The sequence below is a fragment of the Brotaphodocola sp. genome (genome assembly GCF_050873065.1).
Taxonomy (GTDB): Bacteria; Bacillota; Clostridia; order Lachnospirales; family Lachnospiraceae; genus Brotaphodocola.
Genome location: NZ_JBNMIC010000025.1, coordinates 29015 through 46042 on the forward strand (window position 1 = coordinate 29015; position 17028 = coordinate 46042).

Consider the following 17028-nt stretch of genomic DNA (forward strand, 5'->3'; position numbering starts at 1 on the left):
ACGCTACACCTTCTCCACTGTTTTTGTCGCAATCACGTCTGCTCCGAGTCCGAGAACATTCGGAAGAATCACCTCTCCGGCATGAACCGGAGCCGTCAGACACTGTTTGCGGATCTCCTCAATCACATGGAAAATCTCCTCTCTGGGAACCGGAGATGTCAGGCGCACACTCACAAGCGGAAGTTCTCCGCCCTCCACAAGCACCGAAGTCGCAATATTGCGCTTCGGGCAAACAAGTTCCTGCGTCACATACTCTTTTCCCTTCGGGCAGAGATTTCCACTCACCGAATGAATCTTCGTGCCCTCGTAATCCACATCAATCTCGCATCCGTTTGGACATAAAATACAGGTAAACACTCTATTCACCGCAAATCACCACCTTTACCGGATTTTTTGATTTCAGCTTTGCATGAGGAAGCACAATCTGCTCCATCTCCGCCGGAATCGCTTTTTTCAGTTTTTTCGATACCAGAACTTCCCCGTCCTGACAGATCTCCAGACGACAGTTTTTCATCGGACGGCGCACACGCATCGAGAGTGTCACATCCTTCTCTCCGCTGATCGCCTCCGGAAGTACATATCCGAGAGGTCCCTCAGCCTGCACAGCAATCTCACACTCCGGAAGTGCCTGTGCCTTCACCCAGTCGGCTGCCGCATCCGCAAGCCGCTCCGCCTCAAGAGAGACGAAATCCACAAGATCATGCACATGAAGGACGTTTCCGGCAGCAAAGATTCCCGGAACTGTCGTCTGGCAGTTCTCATCCACCAGTGGTCCCTTCGTTCTCGGGTCGAGCTCGATTCCGGCCTTTAAGGAGAGCTCATTCTCCGGAATCAGACCGACAGAGAGAATCAGCGTATCGCAATCATAGTCCTTCTCCGTCCCCGGGATCGGTCTGAGGTTCTCATCCACCTCACTGACGGTCACGGACTCCAGTCTGGATTTTCCGTGAATTCCGGTCACCGTGTGACTCAGATAGAGCGGGATTCCGTAATCGTTCAGGCACTGTTCAATGTTTCTCGGAAGTCCGCTCGGGTACGGCTGAATCTCAAAGACTGCGAGCACTTTCGCTCCCTCAAGCGTCATTCTCCGCGCCATAATCATGCCGATGTCCCCGGAACCGAGGATGATGACATTTCGTCCCACCATTGTATTTTTCAGATTGACGTAAGTCTGTGCCACGCCTGCGGTGAAGACGCCGGCCGGACGCTCTCCCGGAATCGAGAGTGCCCCTCTCGTTCTCTCCCTGCATCCCATCGCAAGAATGACTGCATCTGCCTGATACTGGAGAAGGCCCTTCGGGGAAGCCGCCGTCACAATCCGGTCTTTCGTCAGACCGATGACTGTCGTGTCCGTGATGATCTCAATGCCGAGTTTTTCCGCCTGATCGACAAATCTTGCGGCATATTCCGGACCACTGAGCGTCTCCTTAAACCGGGTCAGTCCAAACCCGTCATGAATGCACTGGCGGAGAATTCCGCCCGGCCGATGTTCTCTCTCGAGAATCACGAGATCCCTGATTCCCTTTTCATAAAGTCTGAGTGCGGCTGCAAGTCCCGCCGGACCGCCGCCAATGATAACCACGCTCTTATGTACTGGATTCATCTCTCCATCCCTCCTGTCCGGTTTCTCTGCTCCTGATGCTTCACATTCCAAACCGGCAAAATCTGCTGCCACCACTGTATTATATCGTTGTTATATCGTCGTTATATCGTTTTCACCTTTGTCCGGACATCGCCTGTAAACATCCATCCATCATCTCTGCAATAGCGCAGATCTTCTTTCGCCGTCTTTGTCTCCTGCATCAGCAGCTCTGCAATTTTTGCCTGACAGTAACCGCCCTGGCAGCGGCCCATCATCGCGCGGCAGCGGTATTTTACCCCTGTCACCGTGTGAACGCCGAGCGGATTGTGAATTGCGGAGAGAATCTCTGCTCTCGTGATATTCTCACAGCGGCAGATCACATCGCCGTAATCCGGGTTCTTGCGGATCAGCTCAGCCTGCTCATCCGGCGTCTTATCCCGGAATGTCTCCACGCGTCTGCGGATCGGGTCAAAGTCCGGATTTGGTTTAAGCGGTTCCACTTCCTCAATCAGCCGGACAACTTCTTTTGAGATCGGCACGGCACTCGTCAGGCCCGGAGACTCGATTCCCACGAGGTTGACTGCATGAGGCGCTATGTCATCCCGGCGCTCAATCACAAAGTCATGATAGCCGCCCTCCTCCTTCGGTGCCAGCTTCGGGCGGATTCCCGCAAAATTTCGGATGAAGGATTCCCTCTTTAAATATGGGAAAATCCGGGATCCATCCTTGATCAGCAGATCCATCGTATGCTGGGTCACCGAATAGTCGTCATCTGCATCGATGTACTCGGAACTCGGTCCGATAAACACATTTCCATCGATCGACGGCGTCAGATGAATGCCGAGTCCTCCTTCCTTCGGGTTTGGAACCGGATAAGCCGGAACCGGAAGCATCGGTCCCACCTTCTGATCGAGAATGAAATACTCGCCACGGCACGGATAAATCGTATATTCATCGATTCCAAGCATCGTGGAAATCTTAGCGGAGCCGAGACCGGCACTGTTTACAATCCAGCGGCTCCGAAAACTTCCCTTTGTCGTCTCAACCGTGTAAATTCCATTTTCATCCGTCTCAATCGCTGTGACTTCATGAGAAAAGAAGAACGAAACTCCGTTTTTCGCCGCATTTTCTGCCATTCCCACCGTGTACTGGAAAGGATCGAGAATCGCCGTGGATGGGGACCACATTGCAAACTCTCCGCCGACTAGAGGAGCAATCTCATGAATCCGCTCTTTGTCGATCAGCTCAAGACCCGGGACCCCGTTCTTGTCTCCGGTCGCTTTCATCTGTTCAAGGCGTTTTCTGTCATCCTCATTGAAGCCGACAATCAGTTTTCCGGTTCTCTTATAAGGAATATCCAGCTCTTTCGCAACCTGGTCAAACATTCTGTTTCCTTCCACACAGAAACGCGCCATCAGCGAACCCGGTTTATTGTTAAATCCGGCATGAAGCACTCCGGAATTTCGTGCACTCGTCTCACAGCACACATCCGGTTCCTTCTCGAGCACTCCGATGTTCAGGCAGTACCGCGATAACTCTCTCGCAATCGCACTTCCCACGACACCGGCTCCGATAATCAGACAGTCATAAGTAACGGCAGCATCCTGTTTGATCATAATTGCCTCCTCTCAAGTCTCCTTATTATCGCCTCACCGTCCTGCGGCATCTCGGCATCGACTTTGTTTTTCAATCTGTGTTGCGCTCCATTCATCCGGCAAAGCGGTGGCTGTTTCGTATGCAACATGTATGCATTATATACACACTTTTTTCACTTTGTCAATTTCTTTCCAAAACATTTTTCAATAATTTCGCCCCAGACTTTCACAATAAAAGAGTTGTGGCTATAACAGAAAAAATATTGTAAAATCGCTTGACTTTTCGATTTTCGGGTCGTATAATACAGGCAACTCGAGCGAAACTGATCAATAACGTTTCCAACATTGACAAAAACTGGCAAAGGCGTCAGAGGCATCCGCACAAGCTGCGGAAATGTGTTTTATGCATAATATGCATATTTATACATTTTATTGCTTCGACGCCATTTTTCTTACCCTGATGAAATATCAGAGATATCCAGATATCTGGTATATAGACAACGATATCGGATCGGAAAAAATGCCGGAATTTTCAAGTGAAACGCTTCTGTATGGAGGTATCGAATATGACCTTGTGGACTGTATTTACCGATGTAAGCCTGATGGCCGGACTTCTTCTGGTTGGTCAGGTGCTGAGAGCAAACGTAAAACTTTTTCAGAAACTTCTGATTCCCCCGTCTCTGATCGCCGGCTTTCTGGCACTCGCCTTCGGACCGAACGGCCTTAACGTGATTCCCTTTTCCGGAAGTCTCGGAACTTACGCCAGCGTCCTGATCGTTCTGATCTTTGCGGCAATGCCGATCGGGGATGCTCCCGCGAAAGAACATTTAAGCGGAAGAGCCATTGGCGGCATGTTTTTTAACATCACCGGAATCGCTGTTCTCCAGTACGGCGTCGGCATGTTTCTTTCCTTATATGTACTCAACCGCTTCTTCACCAATCTGAATCCGGGATTCGGCCTGATGATGGCAACCGGTTTCTACGGCGGTCACGGAACCGCTGCCGCTGTCGGCTCCACCTTCGCCGGTCTCGGCTGGGAGGAAGCAGGAGACCTCGCAATGACAACGGCAACCGTCGGCATCGTCGGCGGCATCATCGGCGGCATTGCAATCATCAACTGGGGGACTCGAAAAGGCTACACCCACTATGTCACTGACCCAAAAAATCTTCCATCTGAGCTTCGCACCGGTCTGATCGCTCCGGAAAAACAGAAACAGGGCGGAAAGATCACGATTTCCAGCATCTGTGTAGACCCAATGGCATTTCATCTTGCAATCATTCTTGTTCCGTCTCTCTGCGGATATTACCTCTGCCAGTTTTTAAAGACTCTGATTCCGGCTGAGATCCCGGCATTCTGTATGGCACTGCTCTTCGGTTTCCTGATGCAGGGAATCTTAAAACGCACCGGCGCAATCAAGTACATTGACCGAAGCACCGTCAGCCGCATCAGCGGAACTTCCACGGACTTTCTGATTATCTCCGGTGTCGGATCCGTAAAGCTCGCGCTTGTCATGCACTATGCTGTTCCTCTCATCGTGGTATGTGCATCAGGTTTCCTTGTCACCTTCCTCTGGTTCATGGCAGTCGGTGCAAAGAGCTCTCCCTATGACTGGTTTGAGCGCAACATGATGGTATGGGGTCATGCAACAGGTGTCGCTGCAACAGGTGTTCTTCTCCAGCGCGTCGTCGATCCGGATCTTAAATCCCGCGGCATCGAGGATTCCGGCATCTCCGATCTCTTCAACCGCCCGATCCTCGTCGCTCTCCAGGTTGTTCCCCCGATTGTCATTGCACAGTTCGGTGTCTACGGTGCAAACCTCGTGACCTGGGTGATTCTCGGCGGAGTTGCCCTGATGTTTGTAGCTGCATATCTCTTAAACTGGTGGAGACCGGGCAATCCGATTGCCGTATATCATCCGGCTTCGAGTGCTTCAAGACCTGCCTCCGGCGCTCTCGGAAATGCCAATAATGCAGAAGGTGTGTAATAACAATCATCGCGAATAACATCTGATTCCTAATAACGCTCAATAAAAAACCGAAAATAGAAAAAAGCTGCGGCATGGAAATGAGGTACTCCCTCAATTTTCTCCTTGCCACAGCTTTTTTGTTGTTTTCATTCTTGTTTTAACTCTTCTTGCTTTTATTCTTCTTATTCGGATTCACCTTATTCAGATTCATCTTATTCGGATTCTGACTCATTTAGAACACATCGATTTTATCCATCACTTCAAAGATGCCTCGTAGTCTGCCTGGAATTTCGCAATTCCCGCATCTGTCAGAGGATGCTTTGTCATCTGCTCAATGACTTTGTACGGCACCGTCGCAATGTCTGCGCCTGCTCTCGCACAGTCAATCACATGAATCGGATTGCGGATGCTTGCGGCAATGATCTGCGTCTGAATATCGTGCATCTGAAAAATCTCCGTGATCTCCTCGATCAGGTTAATACCCGGCATGGAAATATCATCCAGACGTCCCAAGAACGGAGAAACGTAGGTGGCACCGGCTCTCGCTGCCAGAAGTGCCTGCGCTGCGGAAAATACCAGAGTCACATTTGTCTTGATTCCCTCTGCGGTCAGCACTTTTACTGCCTTCAGACCTTCCACGGTCATCGGAATCTTTACAACCATATTCGGATGGATGGAGGCAATCTCACGTCCCTCGCGGATCATTCCCTCTGCGTCCACGGTCGTCGCCTTGACCTCACCGCTGACCGGTCCGTCCACGATGGAGACAATCTCCTCAATCACCTGTTTGAAGTCCCGTCCCTCTTTTGCAATCAAAGACGGATTTGTCGTCACACCACAGATCACACCCATATCCGCTGCTTTCCGAATCTCTTCCACATTTGCCGTATCCACAAAAAAGCGCATCTCTCGTTCCTCCTCTTTCTTTGAAACCTGCCTATTCTTATTTTCCCAAAAGAAACTTTTGAAAAATCCTCTCAAACCCTGTCACTTTTTACTCAGAACGCAGAGAAATACTGCTGTATTATGGGGGTAATCGCTGCCTTCTCAGAACACATCCCGTCCCATTTTTCACGTCACTCCACGATGTCTCAAATCCCTGGTCCGACCGATCTGTCTGATCCGTGCTTTCGTATTTCTCTGCATTCCTCTGACATTATAATCAGATTTGAAAAACAGAACTACTGGAAGAAATAGAGATTTTTCTGGTAATTATTCTTCCCCATCATTGTCATTTAAAATCATTGCTCGCAGAATTCCCGGAAGCTCCTGCTCTCTCTTTCCCGCTCCAAGACCGATGCGCTCAATCACAAACGTCTCGGGAAGCTTCTGTGAAGTCCGCACAGCCGCTGCGATCGCCGCTCCGGTCGGAGTCACATACTCGCCTTTTGCGCCGGTCATGCGCAGTCTCAGGCGATTTGCCGCCGCAATATTTGCCACTGCCGGAACCGGAATCGGAAGCACGCCATGCTGGCAGCGCACAGTTCCGCTTCCCTCGCAGAGAAACGGGATGATGACATTCTCGATTCCGAGATTGTCAAAGCACACTGCCGCAGCCACAATATCCACGATGGAATCAATCGCTCCGACTTCATGGAAATGCACCTGATCCAGAGTCGTTCCGTGCGCCTTTGCCTCTGCCTCCCCGAGAATCGTAAAAATCTTTTCCGCAAGTCTGCGTGCACCCTCACTCAGCTCGGCCTGCTCTAAAATCGCCATGATTTCTTTCATTCCGCGATGTTCATGGTGATGGTGGTGCGCATGATCGTGCTCATGATGCTCTTCATGGTCATGATCTTCATGGTTCTCATGTTCATGCTCTTCTTCGTGAATATGACCATGGCTGTGATTCTCGTCATGACCATGGCTGTGGGGATGCTCGTGGTCGTGATGCTCGTGGTCCTCACTGTGATCATGTCCATACAGATACTTCATGTCATGGTCGTGATTCTCATGCTCCGCATCAAGTTTTACGAGGAAATCGCAGGCATCTAACGCCGATTTCTTCACCCTCGTGACTTCTGTCTGAAAACCGTGAACCGGAAGGCTTGCAAGCGCCTTCTCGAGAACCTTCTGATCTGCCCCCAGATCAAGAAGTGCTGCCACTGTCATATCCCCACTGATCCCCGAATAACATTCCAGATATAATGATCTCATTGTTCTTCTCCTGTCTTTTCTCCGTTTTTTCGTATTCTGTTTCTTTCTCTTTCTTTATTTTCTGTTGCTTTCTTTCTCTCTGTTCTATCTCTTCGTGCGCTCTCCGGATTCTGGTTTTTTCTTATCTGCCGCTTTTCTTTCAGCGCCCTCCATTCAGCTGAATCTCACATTTCTCCCGGATTCCGAAAGCAGAAAAATATGCCTCTTCCATCGGAATCCATCGGTTCTTAAACATCTCCAGCTTTTCCGCCCCGTTTCTTCTCAAAATGCGCTCCTGCTGAGTCTGCGGGTCAATATCCACAAACACATGCAGATCATACCGGTCAAAGAGTTCCGGATGGCAGGAATAGGATCCTTCCACGACAATCAGCGATCCCACCTGCTCCGAAATCGGATCACCGAGCACCCATTTTCCGCAGAGGAACGGGCGATATGATAATATCTCTCCATCTTTTGCCGTCTTTAGCGGAGTCAAAACCTCCTCAAGAAAGCGCTCCCGGTCAACATTTCCTCCCGGCTCCTCATACCGTTCCTTTGTTCTCTGCTCCATCCTCAGATAAAAATCGTCCATGTGGAAAAGCGCACATCCCGTTTGCTTCCGAATTTCCTGTGCAAGTGTCGTCTTGCCGGCGCCGCATCTGCCGTCAACAGCGACAAAAACCCGCGGATGCAATTTCTGCAATCCGCGGATCTCTCGCATGACAAGGTCTGCCTCCTGTGCCATGTATGACGACTCCTGTGCCGTCTCTGTCTGCCCTATCTCTGTCTGACTTATCTCTTTTGTCTGTCTTGTTTTCTCTGCCATTTATCGCTCTGTCCTATCTTCTGTTTTTTATCTTTCTTTCCCTTTTATTTTCACACACACTAAGCCACTTAGAATCACTGTGCGTTCTCGCGGAGTGCATCCGGCCGGGAAAATTTCAGGACATTTGCGCGGTTAAGCGCTGCCATCACCGTCGGAATCAGCACAAGCTGAAGAATGATTCCCGGAATTGCATTGAGGAAAGCCCCCGCCACAAACATCTGCCAGGTGAACGCACTTCCCGTCACACCCAAAAGTACCACTTCAGCTGCCGCCCACACGAGACGCCCCGCAATCATTGCAGTAATCAGGCTCCGATACAGTGCCAGCATACATTTCCATTTGGAATGTCCGTAAACGAGACCGATCACCAGCCCATATGTTCCAAGTTCCAGCGCCATTGCCATTCCATTCGGGAAGAGTTTCGGCATGCCAAAGAGCATTCCTCTCACAACCGGAAGCAGAAATCCAACCGCAAGACCGTATTTCCAGCCGACAATCAGTCCGCAAAGCAGCACCGGGATATGCATCGGAAGCAGGACTTTTCCAATCGCCGGAATCTGTCCGATCCAGAATGGAAGTACGATTCCAAGTGCAAAAAACATCGCCGCAAGCGTCAGTTTCTTTGTCCGCTCGTGACTGTTCTCTCTCTGATTGTTCTGTCTCTTCTCTCTTCTTTGATCCATATGTTCTGTCCTTTCCTATTAAAGTAAAAAAAGGATCACCAAATACAGGCCTGCGCCTGATATCCGGTGATCCTTCTGATCACATGAAGTACTTGTGTACTTCGTTTATGTTATAATTATACAGAAAAAAAACGTTTTCTGTCAACTCCTATTTTCCAGTCATCTCCAGCCAAACTCTGCTCCCGCAACCGTATCCATAAGAGATTTTCTGTTTGGGAAATTTTCTCTTTCGTTTAGCTGACCAACGGAAGAATCCATGTACTCCAGATCCAGCTGACCGGGAACACGAGCACCATCGCCGGGATCATATCTGCTGTCGGGAACATCTTTACCTTCATCATCCGGAATGCCGTTGCCAGCATAATGAAGCCACCCGCTGCCTTGAAATCATCAATCATCTCCGGTGTCGTCATCGGGTAGATCAAGCCTGCACAAAAGAAAAGTGCAAGGAAGATGACGAGCTGGGGAATCGCAATCAGAGATACCACTCCGCCAAGCATGCACGCAAAAATCATCGCCGTGAACAGATCCAGCACCGACTTTGCGATCAGAATGCTGTGATCTCCGGTCATCCCAGAGACAATCGAACCGTAAATTCCGGTTCCGCTTGCACAGAACAGGACAATCACCGTCACCAGAGTGGTCATGAATTCTTCCTCTGAGATCGAGGTGTTCTTGTTCGTGACGATCTTTGATGCTGCACGCTGCATCATGCCTGCGCCCTTCTGGATCCAATCCCCAAGGTGAATCATCAGTCCGACTGCTGTTCCGATTACTACAGAGAAAATGACTGCCGGCATGTTTCTCATCAGCATGACCGAACTGATTCCCATTCCCATCGCACAGACACCAAAAATCATGTTGAGCTTTTCCTTGAAATCCAGATCAAGTCTGTCCTCCACAAACAGACCGATCAGACCACCTGCCACAATCGACAAAGCGTTAATTAAAATTCCCACTGGCATAACACATCTTTCCTTCTTTCCCTTTTTTCTTTTGTTTTCGCCTTATCTTATAATCATAACGAGAATCCATCCGTTATGTCAACCGCTTTTTCTCTTGCCACCCGATCTACCTCCATGGTATCATAAGTTCAAGAAAACAAAACTTTGTTTATCGGATTTTCTTATTTATTTTATCTATCTACTTATTTAACCTACTTATAAAGGAAAGGACATCGGAAAATTATGGATAAAACGATTACTGTTCGCGGAATTACCATCGGAGAGGGCATCCCGAAAGTCTGTGTTCCCATCGTGGGAAGCACTATCGAAGAATTAGGGAGCTCCGCTCTTTCAATCAGACAGGTTGCTCCTGACATTGTGGAATGGCGTGCTGATTACTTTTCTGACATTTTCGACGAAGAACAGATGAAGAAAGCTCTGCACACACTCCGCGAAGTTCTTCCGGACACCCCTGTGCTCTTTACCTTCCGCACCAGAAAGGAGGGCGGTGAGCGCGAGATCGCAATGGAAGACTATATCCTCCTGAACCATCGCGCAATCACTTCCGGTCTCGTCGACCTGATCGATGTGGAAATCTTCAGCGGAGATGATGTCGTGCAGAAAATTATTTCAAAAGCTCACACACACCAGATTCCGGTCATCGCCTCCAATCACCATTTTCACGAGACTCCGGATGAGGAAACCATCCTCAACATCTTCAAAAAAATGGATTTTCTCGGCGCTGACATCTTAAAAATCGCCGTGATGCCGAATTCCAGACGAGATGTTCTCCGTCTGCTGTCCGCGACAGAAACCGCATCTCATTTTTCCGAGAAACCGATTATCACGATGTCGATGAGCGGTACCGGACTCATCAGCCGCCTCTGCGGAGAAGTCTTCGGATCTGCGTTGACATTCGGCGCCGTCGGAAAGGCCTCCGCTCCTGGCCAGATCAATGCCGAAGATCTGAAAACGGTATTAAATCTCATTCACGAGAATCTTCCGGAAAATACGCAGTAAAAGTGGACCGTTCACTCAAAATGTATGTGGTTTGACACAGTTTCACAACATATATTGAATGATACGATACTATCATAACAAAAAAGAAATCTCTCTCGATATGATCTGTTTGATCTGTTTCCAGAATCAGAATCACATCAGAAAGAGATTTCTTTTTCTATTTCTTTTACTATTTCTTATGCCAGAACCGTTCCTTCCGGGAAAAGGCTGCGGAACACTTTGCGCACAAGCGGTCCTGCCACAATCAGCTGGAACGGAAGTGCCATGATAAAGTTTTTCGGAATGTTCGTCAGCCAGATGACCGGAACAAGACCCCAGTTTCCGGTGTGAACCGTCGCCTCAAGTGCTCCGTACAGGGACATGAAAAATACCATCGGAACAACCATACAGGTAGATACACAGATCGCCTTCTTGAGTCCGCTGTCCTGCGGTTTTACCAGAAAACGGAATGCAAATCCCTTTGCAAATCCAGATACTGCAAACCAGTCCAGACACATTGCAAAAATGCAGGCGATCGGGAACCCGACCCATGCTTCCCTGATCGTCGTCAGGTTCAATGCTCCCATGTGAAGGGTTACGTTATAAATACTCATCCAGAGCACCATCGTGCAGCACATCATCACGGTGAAAATCAAACTCTCTCTCTTATTCTGCGGCATACTTACTTTCTCTCCTCTTGCTGTTTTTGTTTTTCTGTTTCTTTTTTGTTCTTCTCTTTTTTCCTCTTCTTTGCCTTTGATTCCGGCTCAGATTTCTCTCAGAAAATTTTTATTTTCTCAGACTGCAAGTCCCCATTATACCGAAAGTTTTTCATCTTCGTAAGCACTTTTTTCAATTTCGTCATTATGTCCTTTGACACCTTTTTAATTCCTTTTTATCACTTGATACTTTCGTTCATTTTTCTTTCTGTATTGGTTTTCTTTTTGCCTATTCTGCGCATGAAAAAAGCAGAAAAAGAGGATGCCATTTGACATCCTCTTCCGAGAAAGTTTGTGATTCCTCACCGATAAATTTATTCGTCCATGCTGCGGTTTATTTGCTGCTGCTTGGAATGTATCTTGCCACTCTCATTGCAAACTCATTGATATTCTGAGTCTGAATGATGACACGTCCCGGACCGGTCAGCTTCGTCAGGAAAAGTCCCTCTCCGCCAAACAGCACATTGCTGAATCCCTTGATCGTCTCAATCTCAAACTCGACGCTGCGCTCAAATCCAACGACATTTCCGGTATCCACTTTCAGAACCTCACCCGGAGCAAGATCCTTCACAATAATGTCACCGTCAATCTCAAGAAATGCCATTCCATCTCCGGAGATGTCTTCCAGAATGAATCCCTCTCCGCCAAACAGACCTGCGGAAGCTTTCTTTGTGAAGGTGACATTCAGCTCCACACCCTCTTCTGCACAGAGAAAAGCTCCCTTCTGGCAGATCATTCCGCCTGTCGCTGTGACGTCGAGCGGATAAATCTGTCCTGCAACAGTGGATGCAAATGCGATCGACGCGCCCGGGCGGGTTGCAGTGTAGGTCGCCATAAACATGGACTCACCGGCAAACATTCTTCCAAGACCCTTCATCAGACCGCCTTTTGTATTTGTGCTCATCTCCACACCATCTGTCATCCACGCCATTCCGCCGGACTGTGTGTACATCTTCTCTCTTCCCCGCTCAAATGTGATTTCCACTGCCGGCATTGTCGTTCCGATAATCTCGTACTTCATAAGTCATTTCCTCCTGTTTTTTCTTTTTCTTTCTCTTTTATCTTTCTTTTTGAGTTGTGAAAAAATACCTGTCTCCACTACATCAGTTTCTGTGGACGAAATTTCAGGTAATCCGAAGAAACCAGAAAATATTCCACCCCATTTACCACCCCCTTAAAGCTGTCATCATATCGTTCCTGTCCATGACAGTGTGAATAAATCACTTTCTCAGCCCCGTACTCCTCTGCCATCTGTGTAAACGGGCTCTCCTGTTCTCCGATACTCGTCGGCGGATAGTGAAGAAACATCAAAAACTTCCGGTATCCCGCTGCTCTCGCAAGTTCAAAGGAATTCCGGAGCCTTTCGATCTCCCGGTCCCGAATCTTATAAAAATGCTCAATGCTGTCTTTTCCCTCGTAACAGTACCCCTTCGTGCCGACAAGCGCATAATCCTCGTAAACCTCAAAATTATTTTGAAGGAAACGGAGTCTTCCCTCAAACATCTGATTTAATTTTTCTGTCTTCTTTGCATCCCAGAACATATCGTGATTGCCCCGAAGCAGAATTTTCCGCCCCGGCAGATCTTCAATAAACTTGAGATCCGGCTCACATTCCTGAAGATTCTTCCCCCACGAGTGATCCCCGGTAATCACAATCGTGTCCTCCGGTCTGAGACATTTTCTGCAATTTTTTTCAATCCGATTGACGTAATCTTTCCACTCCCGCCCGAAGACCTCCATCGTCTTTCCGGTAGAAAAGGCGAGATGAAAATCCCCCATCGCATACAATGCCATCGTGCTCCCTCCTCAGCCTTTCATTTAAAACTTTTTCTCCTGACTCTCCCAAAGCTTCAATTCCTCCCAGAGCTTTCCCGCAAACATCACATGACCCCCTGCGGTAAAATGAACTCCATCTGGAGTCAGCGGAATCTGCCATCCTCCCACATCGATAAATCGGACGCCGTATTTTTCGGCGAGTTTCCGGTACTCCGGGCGAAGCTTTGCAATCGCTCTCTCCATTGATGCCTCCGCAATCCCCATATGTGCCATCACAAGACGTGGCGGCGATGCCAGCACAATCTGGTCTGCACGAAAATACGGCTGTGAGAGCAGGTGGGCTAAAAGCATCTCCATCCTTTTTCCAATGCCGGAAACATCCACATATCCTCCGTTTAAAATATCATTTGTGCCAAGCATCAGAAAAAGCCGGTCTGCCGGAACATCTGCCTCAAGAATCTGATCAAGACGCTCTAAAAACCACTGACGCGGGATCTCTCTCCCGTTTAATCCCTCATTCACCAGATTCCAGCCTGACATTTCCGCCAAAACATCCACCCAGCGCTCCTCCTTCGGCAGACGGCCGCCGAAGGCAGAGCAGGCATCGTATCCATATGTATTGGAATCCCCAAAACAGATCATTTTCATCTGAATCATCCTCTTTTCCCTATGAATTTTCTCTGATTTTTTATTTCCAGGTTTTCCACACATCCGGCACATACCCGACCGTTGCCTGTGCCCCGTTTCGCACAATCGGAGTTCTCAGCACCTGCTGGTTTTCAAGGACTTTCTGATCCCGGTCCTCCTCCGCAAGGTACTTAATCAGTGTCAGAGTATCCTGGTCCCTGCACTTCGGATCAAGCATCGCATCAAGGCCGCCCACCGCCTGGCGGACACGCTGATATTCGCCCTTGCTGAGGCCTTTTTCCTTCATGTCAATCAGCTGAAACGGTATCTTTCTCTCCTTGAAATAGCGCATTGCCTTCTTCGTGTCAAAGCATTTTCCGGTTCCAAAAATCTGAATGTTCATCGTCTTTGCTTCCTCTTTTCTTACGTTTTCTTTTTTCTTCCTTTTGTGTCAGAAGACACAAAATCTCCACAATTACATCACAATTATATCAAACATCCCTACTATATTGGTACTCAGAAAGAGAGAAAAGATTTGTTCAACAATGAATCTGTGACAAAGATTTCTCTGAGAGGAGTGATTGATATGTATGAGAATGAAAATGAACGTCAAAATATAGATGAAACCAGTTCTGCCCCGCAGCAGCCCAAGCAGCACGACGTTTCCGGTTTAAAGCATCGGAAATCCTCAAAAAGTCTTGCCAGAAAGACAGCGGGAATTGTTGCCGCAGCCGTTTTATTCGGCGCTGTGTCCGGCGGCGTGATGACAGGTGTCAGCTATCTCGGTGAGCGATACACCCGGATCCCTGCCGTCTCCACCACGGTCGGAAACAGCAGTTCAGATACATCGGGCACAGGTTCCTCTCCTGTCTCCAACACGGTAATGGATGTCTCCGATGTCGTAGAACAGGCAATGCCATCGGTTGTCGCAATCAACGATACGATGACGGTTCAGCAGTACGGAATCTTTGGTCTTCCAGAAACTTACCAGGCACAGAGCAGCGGTTCCGGCATCATCATCGACAAGACGGACAGTGAACTTCTGATCGCCACAAACAACCATGTGGTATCCGGAGCAACCGATCTGACCGTCACCTTCTCGGATGACAACACCGCAAGTGCCGCAGTCAAAGGCACCGACTCTGCGACAGACCTTGCAGTCATCGCAGTCAAGCTGAGTGACATCTCCTCAGATACCTTGAGCAAGATCAAGGTTGCCTCCCTCGGCGATTCTGACAACCTCAAAGCAGGCCAGCAGGTCATCGCCATCGGCAATGCGCTCGGTTACGGTCAGTCCGTGACAGTTGGATACGTCAGTGCCCTGAACCGTGAGATCTCCGACAGCAACGGTGTTGAACACTCTTACATCCAGACGGATGCAGCCATCAACCCGGGCAACAGCGGCGGCGCCCTGATCGATTTGAACGGCAATGTCATCGGTATCAATGCAGCAAAAACTGCATCCACGGAAGTCGAGGGCATCGGCTACGCGATCCCGATCTCTAAAGCCGGTGAAATTCTGGACAACCTGAAGACAAAACAGACTCGTGAGGCTCTCGACGAGAGTGCTCAGGGCTTCCTCGGCATCCAGGGCACCAACATCGATGCAAACGCCTCCAAGGCTTACGGAATGCCGGTCGGCATCTATGTCTACAAGATTCTTGATGACGGTGCTGCCGCTTCCTCCGACTTGAAGGAAAAGGACATCATCACCAAGTTCGACGGACAGTCTGTCACCACAATGGACGAGTTAAAGGAAATGCTCACCTACTATAAGAGCGGATCCACTGTCACCCTGACCGTTCAGTCACTCGAAAACGGAACGTATCAGGAACACGATGTCACAGTCACACTCGGCAGCCGTCCAAGCGACAATAAGTCATAAAAATTATCCTGATCCATAGATCTATAATCCCCAGCCATCTATCGATACCGGGAAAGGAAATCCATCCGATCCCGGTGTCTGATAGATGGCTTGTTTTTTATTTTTTTCGTCTATTTTCTTTCTTACTTTATCTTTATGTTACTTATTGCTTACAGCGTACGTCCATTTCCTTCCGTTACGGCGTATAGTTTTTGTCAATCTCCGCAATCTTTCCATTCTCGGTTCTCACCTGTGTGCCGGTCGGCAAAAAGGCATTGTCATCCTGTGTCTTGACAAACTCTGCAAATTCCTCCGCATTCATCGTCTTCTCACTCTGAATCTCAATGTCCGAGCGATCAACAAATACAAAGTCCGGGGCTGCCTCAAGAACCGTCTCCCCAATTGAATAATAGCTCTTCATATCATCAAATCCGGACTCATAATAAACACCATCCCCGTTTGTCGCGAGATAGCATCCACCTTCCTCAAGTCCTCCGTTCACCGTCACCATTCCGCCATCTCCGCGCTCCACGGATGTCACAAGCAGATCCTCTCCATTGCACACCAGCGTATCTCCCTCTTTCAGCTGAGAGATCTCTGTCATGTCAAACAACTCATAATCATAAACGATCATGCGAACTGACAAGGTTCCATTCTCCATCGTAACACCTGAGGTCTGAATCGATGCCGCAAATGTCGCATCCTGAAGCCCATCTAAGCTTAATGTGGACGGAAGGGGACTGATTCGCTTTGCCTGCTCCGTCTGTACCCCATTCTCCGCCTGTGTGCTCTCCTCGGCAGTGCCTGCAGATACTGATTCTCCCTTAGTCTCTGTCTTCTGCTCTTCGCTTGCACTTACCGCTGTGCTCTCCGTCTGCTGAATCTTTTCGCCGCCATTTCCGCATGCCGTCATCAAAGCTGCGGTGGCTGCCATCGTCAGGATTCCAATTGCCATTGATTTTTTCTTTCTCATCATGAGTCTCCTCTTTTCTTTCTGTCTTTATTTTTTATCTTTTGCTTTCCATCTCATGTGCGTATTATAGCAGACAAAAAGATACCAAACAGATACTGATGCACCGACAATCAATAAATATTAAATATGCTGAATTTTTCCTAAAAAACAAAAAAAGCCATGTTCCATCTCTGGAACACAGCTCTCCTCTCTCATATACCTTCAAAACTGCACATTGAATCATCCGTAATTCTGTATTTCCTAAACCGTCTTGGTTAAGCCCTCGACCTATTAGTGACAGTCAGCTCCACACATTACTGCGCTTCCACCTCTGCCCTATCTACCTCGTCGTCTTCAA

17 protein-coding genes and 1 rRNA gene are annotated in these 17028 nt (G+C 48.6%); 3 read left to right on the top strand and 15 right to left on the bottom strand.

The window, feature by feature from the left end:
- Positions 1–3: 3 nt before the first annotated feature.
- The 3 genes from ACR0QE_RS08190 to ACR0QE_RS08200 all read right to left on the bottom strand — a co-directional run bounded on the left by ACR0QE_RS08190 (position 4) and on the right by ACR0QE_RS08200 (position 3198).
- On the bottom strand, positions 4–366 hold the full coding sequence (locus ACR0QE_RS08190; protein WP_432627877.1) for a DUF1667 domain-containing protein: 363 nt from the start codon (positions 364–366) through the stop codon (positions 4–6).
- Positions 359–1603, bottom strand: coding sequence for an NAD(P)/FAD-dependent oxidoreductase (locus ACR0QE_RS08195; protein ID WP_432627878.1), 1245 nt, complete (start codon positions 1601–1603; stop codon positions 359–361). The genes ACR0QE_RS08190 and ACR0QE_RS08195 overlap by 8 nt, the downstream gene beginning before the upstream one ends.
- A 101-nt stretch (positions 1604–1704) precedes the next feature.
- Entirely contained in the window at positions 1705–3198 is a 1494-nt protein-coding gene (locus ACR0QE_RS08200) for an NAD(P)/FAD-dependent oxidoreductase (protein ID WP_432627879.1), read from the bottom strand.
- 545 nt (positions 3199–3743) lie between these two features.
- Here ACR0QE_RS08200 and ACR0QE_RS08205 point away from each other — a divergent pair.
- Positions 3744–5162, top strand: coding sequence for a sodium/glutamate symporter (locus ACR0QE_RS08205; RefSeq protein WP_432627880.1), 1419 nt, complete (start codon positions 3744–3746; stop codon positions 5160–5162).
- A 237-nt stretch (positions 5163–5399) separates the two neighbouring features.
- On the opposite strand, the gene fsa is transcribed toward ACR0QE_RS08205, so the two are convergent.
- The 5 genes from fsa to ACR0QE_RS08230 all read right to left on the bottom strand — a co-directional run bounded on the left by fsa (position 5400) and on the right by ACR0QE_RS08230 (position 9754).
- Positions 5400–6050 carry a fructose-6-phosphate aldolase gene (fsa, locus tag ACR0QE_RS08210; protein ID WP_432627881.1) on the bottom strand — a complete coding sequence of 217 codons (651 nt, stop codon included), beginning with the start codon at positions 6048–6050 and terminating at the stop codon, positions 5400–5402.
- Positions 6051–6356: 306 nt separating this feature from the next.
- Positions 6357–7301 (bottom strand): LarC family nickel insertion protein, encoded by a 945-nt coding sequence (locus ACR0QE_RS08215; protein WP_432627882.1) that lies wholly within the window; start codon positions 7299–7301, stop codon positions 6357–6359.
- A gap of 139 nt (positions 7302–7440) precedes the next feature.
- The gene (locus ACR0QE_RS08220) at positions 7441–8106 is read right to left on the bottom strand and encodes a uridine kinase family protein (RefSeq protein WP_432627883.1); all 666 of its coding nucleotides are present in this window, start codon (positions 8104–8106) and stop codon (positions 7441–7443) included.
- A gap of 74 nt (positions 8107–8180) precedes the next feature.
- The gene (locus tag ACR0QE_RS08225) at positions 8181–8789 is read right to left on the bottom strand and encodes an ECF transporter S component (RefSeq protein WP_432627884.1); all 609 of its coding nucleotides are present in this window, start codon (positions 8787–8789) and stop codon (positions 8181–8183) included.
- 233 nt (positions 8790–9022) lie between these two features.
- Positions 9023–9754 (bottom strand): DUF554 domain-containing protein, encoded by a 732-nt coding sequence (locus ACR0QE_RS08230; RefSeq protein WP_432627885.1) that lies wholly within the window; start codon positions 9752–9754, stop codon positions 9023–9025.
- Positions 9755–9976: 222 nt separating this feature from the next.
- On the opposite strand from ACR0QE_RS08230, the gene aroD reads away from it, so the two are divergent.
- The gene (gene aroD, locus ACR0QE_RS08235) at positions 9977–10753 is read left to right on the top strand and encodes a type I 3-dehydroquinate dehydratase (protein WP_432627886.1); all 777 of its coding nucleotides are present in this window, start codon (positions 9977–9979) and stop codon (positions 10751–10753) included.
- A gap of 176 nt (positions 10754–10929) precedes the next feature.
- Here the strand turns inward: aroD and ACR0QE_RS08240 are convergent, their stop codons facing one another.
- The 5 genes from ACR0QE_RS08240 to ACR0QE_RS08260 all read right to left on the bottom strand — a co-directional run bounded on the left by ACR0QE_RS08240 (position 10930) and on the right by ACR0QE_RS08260 (position 14257).
- On the bottom strand, positions 10930–11412 hold the full coding sequence (locus tag ACR0QE_RS08240; protein ID WP_432627887.1) for a DUF2798 domain-containing protein: 483 nt from the start codon (positions 11410–11412) through the stop codon (positions 10930–10932).
- A gap of 373 nt (positions 11413–11785) precedes the next feature.
- A complete protein-coding gene (locus tag ACR0QE_RS08245) occupies positions 11786–12472 on the bottom strand; it encodes a TIGR00266 family protein (protein ID WP_432627888.1) in 687 nt (228 codons plus the stop codon).
- A gap of 77 nt (positions 12473–12549) precedes the next feature.
- On the bottom strand, positions 12550–13245 hold the full coding sequence (locus ACR0QE_RS08250) for a metallophosphoesterase (protein WP_432627889.1): 696 nt from the start codon (positions 13243–13245) through the stop codon (positions 12550–12552).
- Between the two features lie 24 nt (positions 13246–13269).
- Entirely contained in the window at positions 13270–13884 is a 615-nt protein-coding gene (locus ACR0QE_RS08255) for an SGNH/GDSL hydrolase family protein (RefSeq protein ID WP_432627890.1), read from the bottom strand.
- A gap of 31 nt (positions 13885–13915) precedes the next feature.
- Complete coding sequence (locus ACR0QE_RS08260; protein WP_432627891.1) at positions 13916–14257, bottom strand: arsenate reductase family protein; 342 nt, start codon at positions 14255–14257, stop codon at positions 13916–13918.
- Between the two features lie 183 nt (positions 14258–14440).
- Here ACR0QE_RS08260 and ACR0QE_RS08265 point away from each other — a divergent pair, with 183 nt between their 5' ends.
- On the top strand, positions 14441–15739 hold the full coding sequence (locus ACR0QE_RS08265) for a S1C family serine protease (protein ID WP_432627892.1): 1299 nt from the start codon (positions 14441–14443) through the stop codon (positions 15737–15739).
- A gap of 175 nt (positions 15740–15914) precedes the next feature.
- Here ACR0QE_RS08265 and ACR0QE_RS08270 read toward each other — a convergent pair whose 3' ends face one another.
- Together ACR0QE_RS08270 and ACR0QE_RS08275 are read right to left on the bottom strand one after the other, a co-directional pair.
- Complete coding sequence (locus tag ACR0QE_RS08270) at positions 15915–16691, bottom strand: hypothetical protein (protein ID WP_432627893.1); 777 nt, start codon at positions 16689–16691, stop codon at positions 15915–15917.
- A 250-nt stretch (positions 16692–16941) separates the two neighbouring features.
- Positions 16942–17028: ribosomal RNA gene (locus ACR0QE_RS08275) — 23S ribosomal RNA — on the bottom strand; the annotation flags it as partial.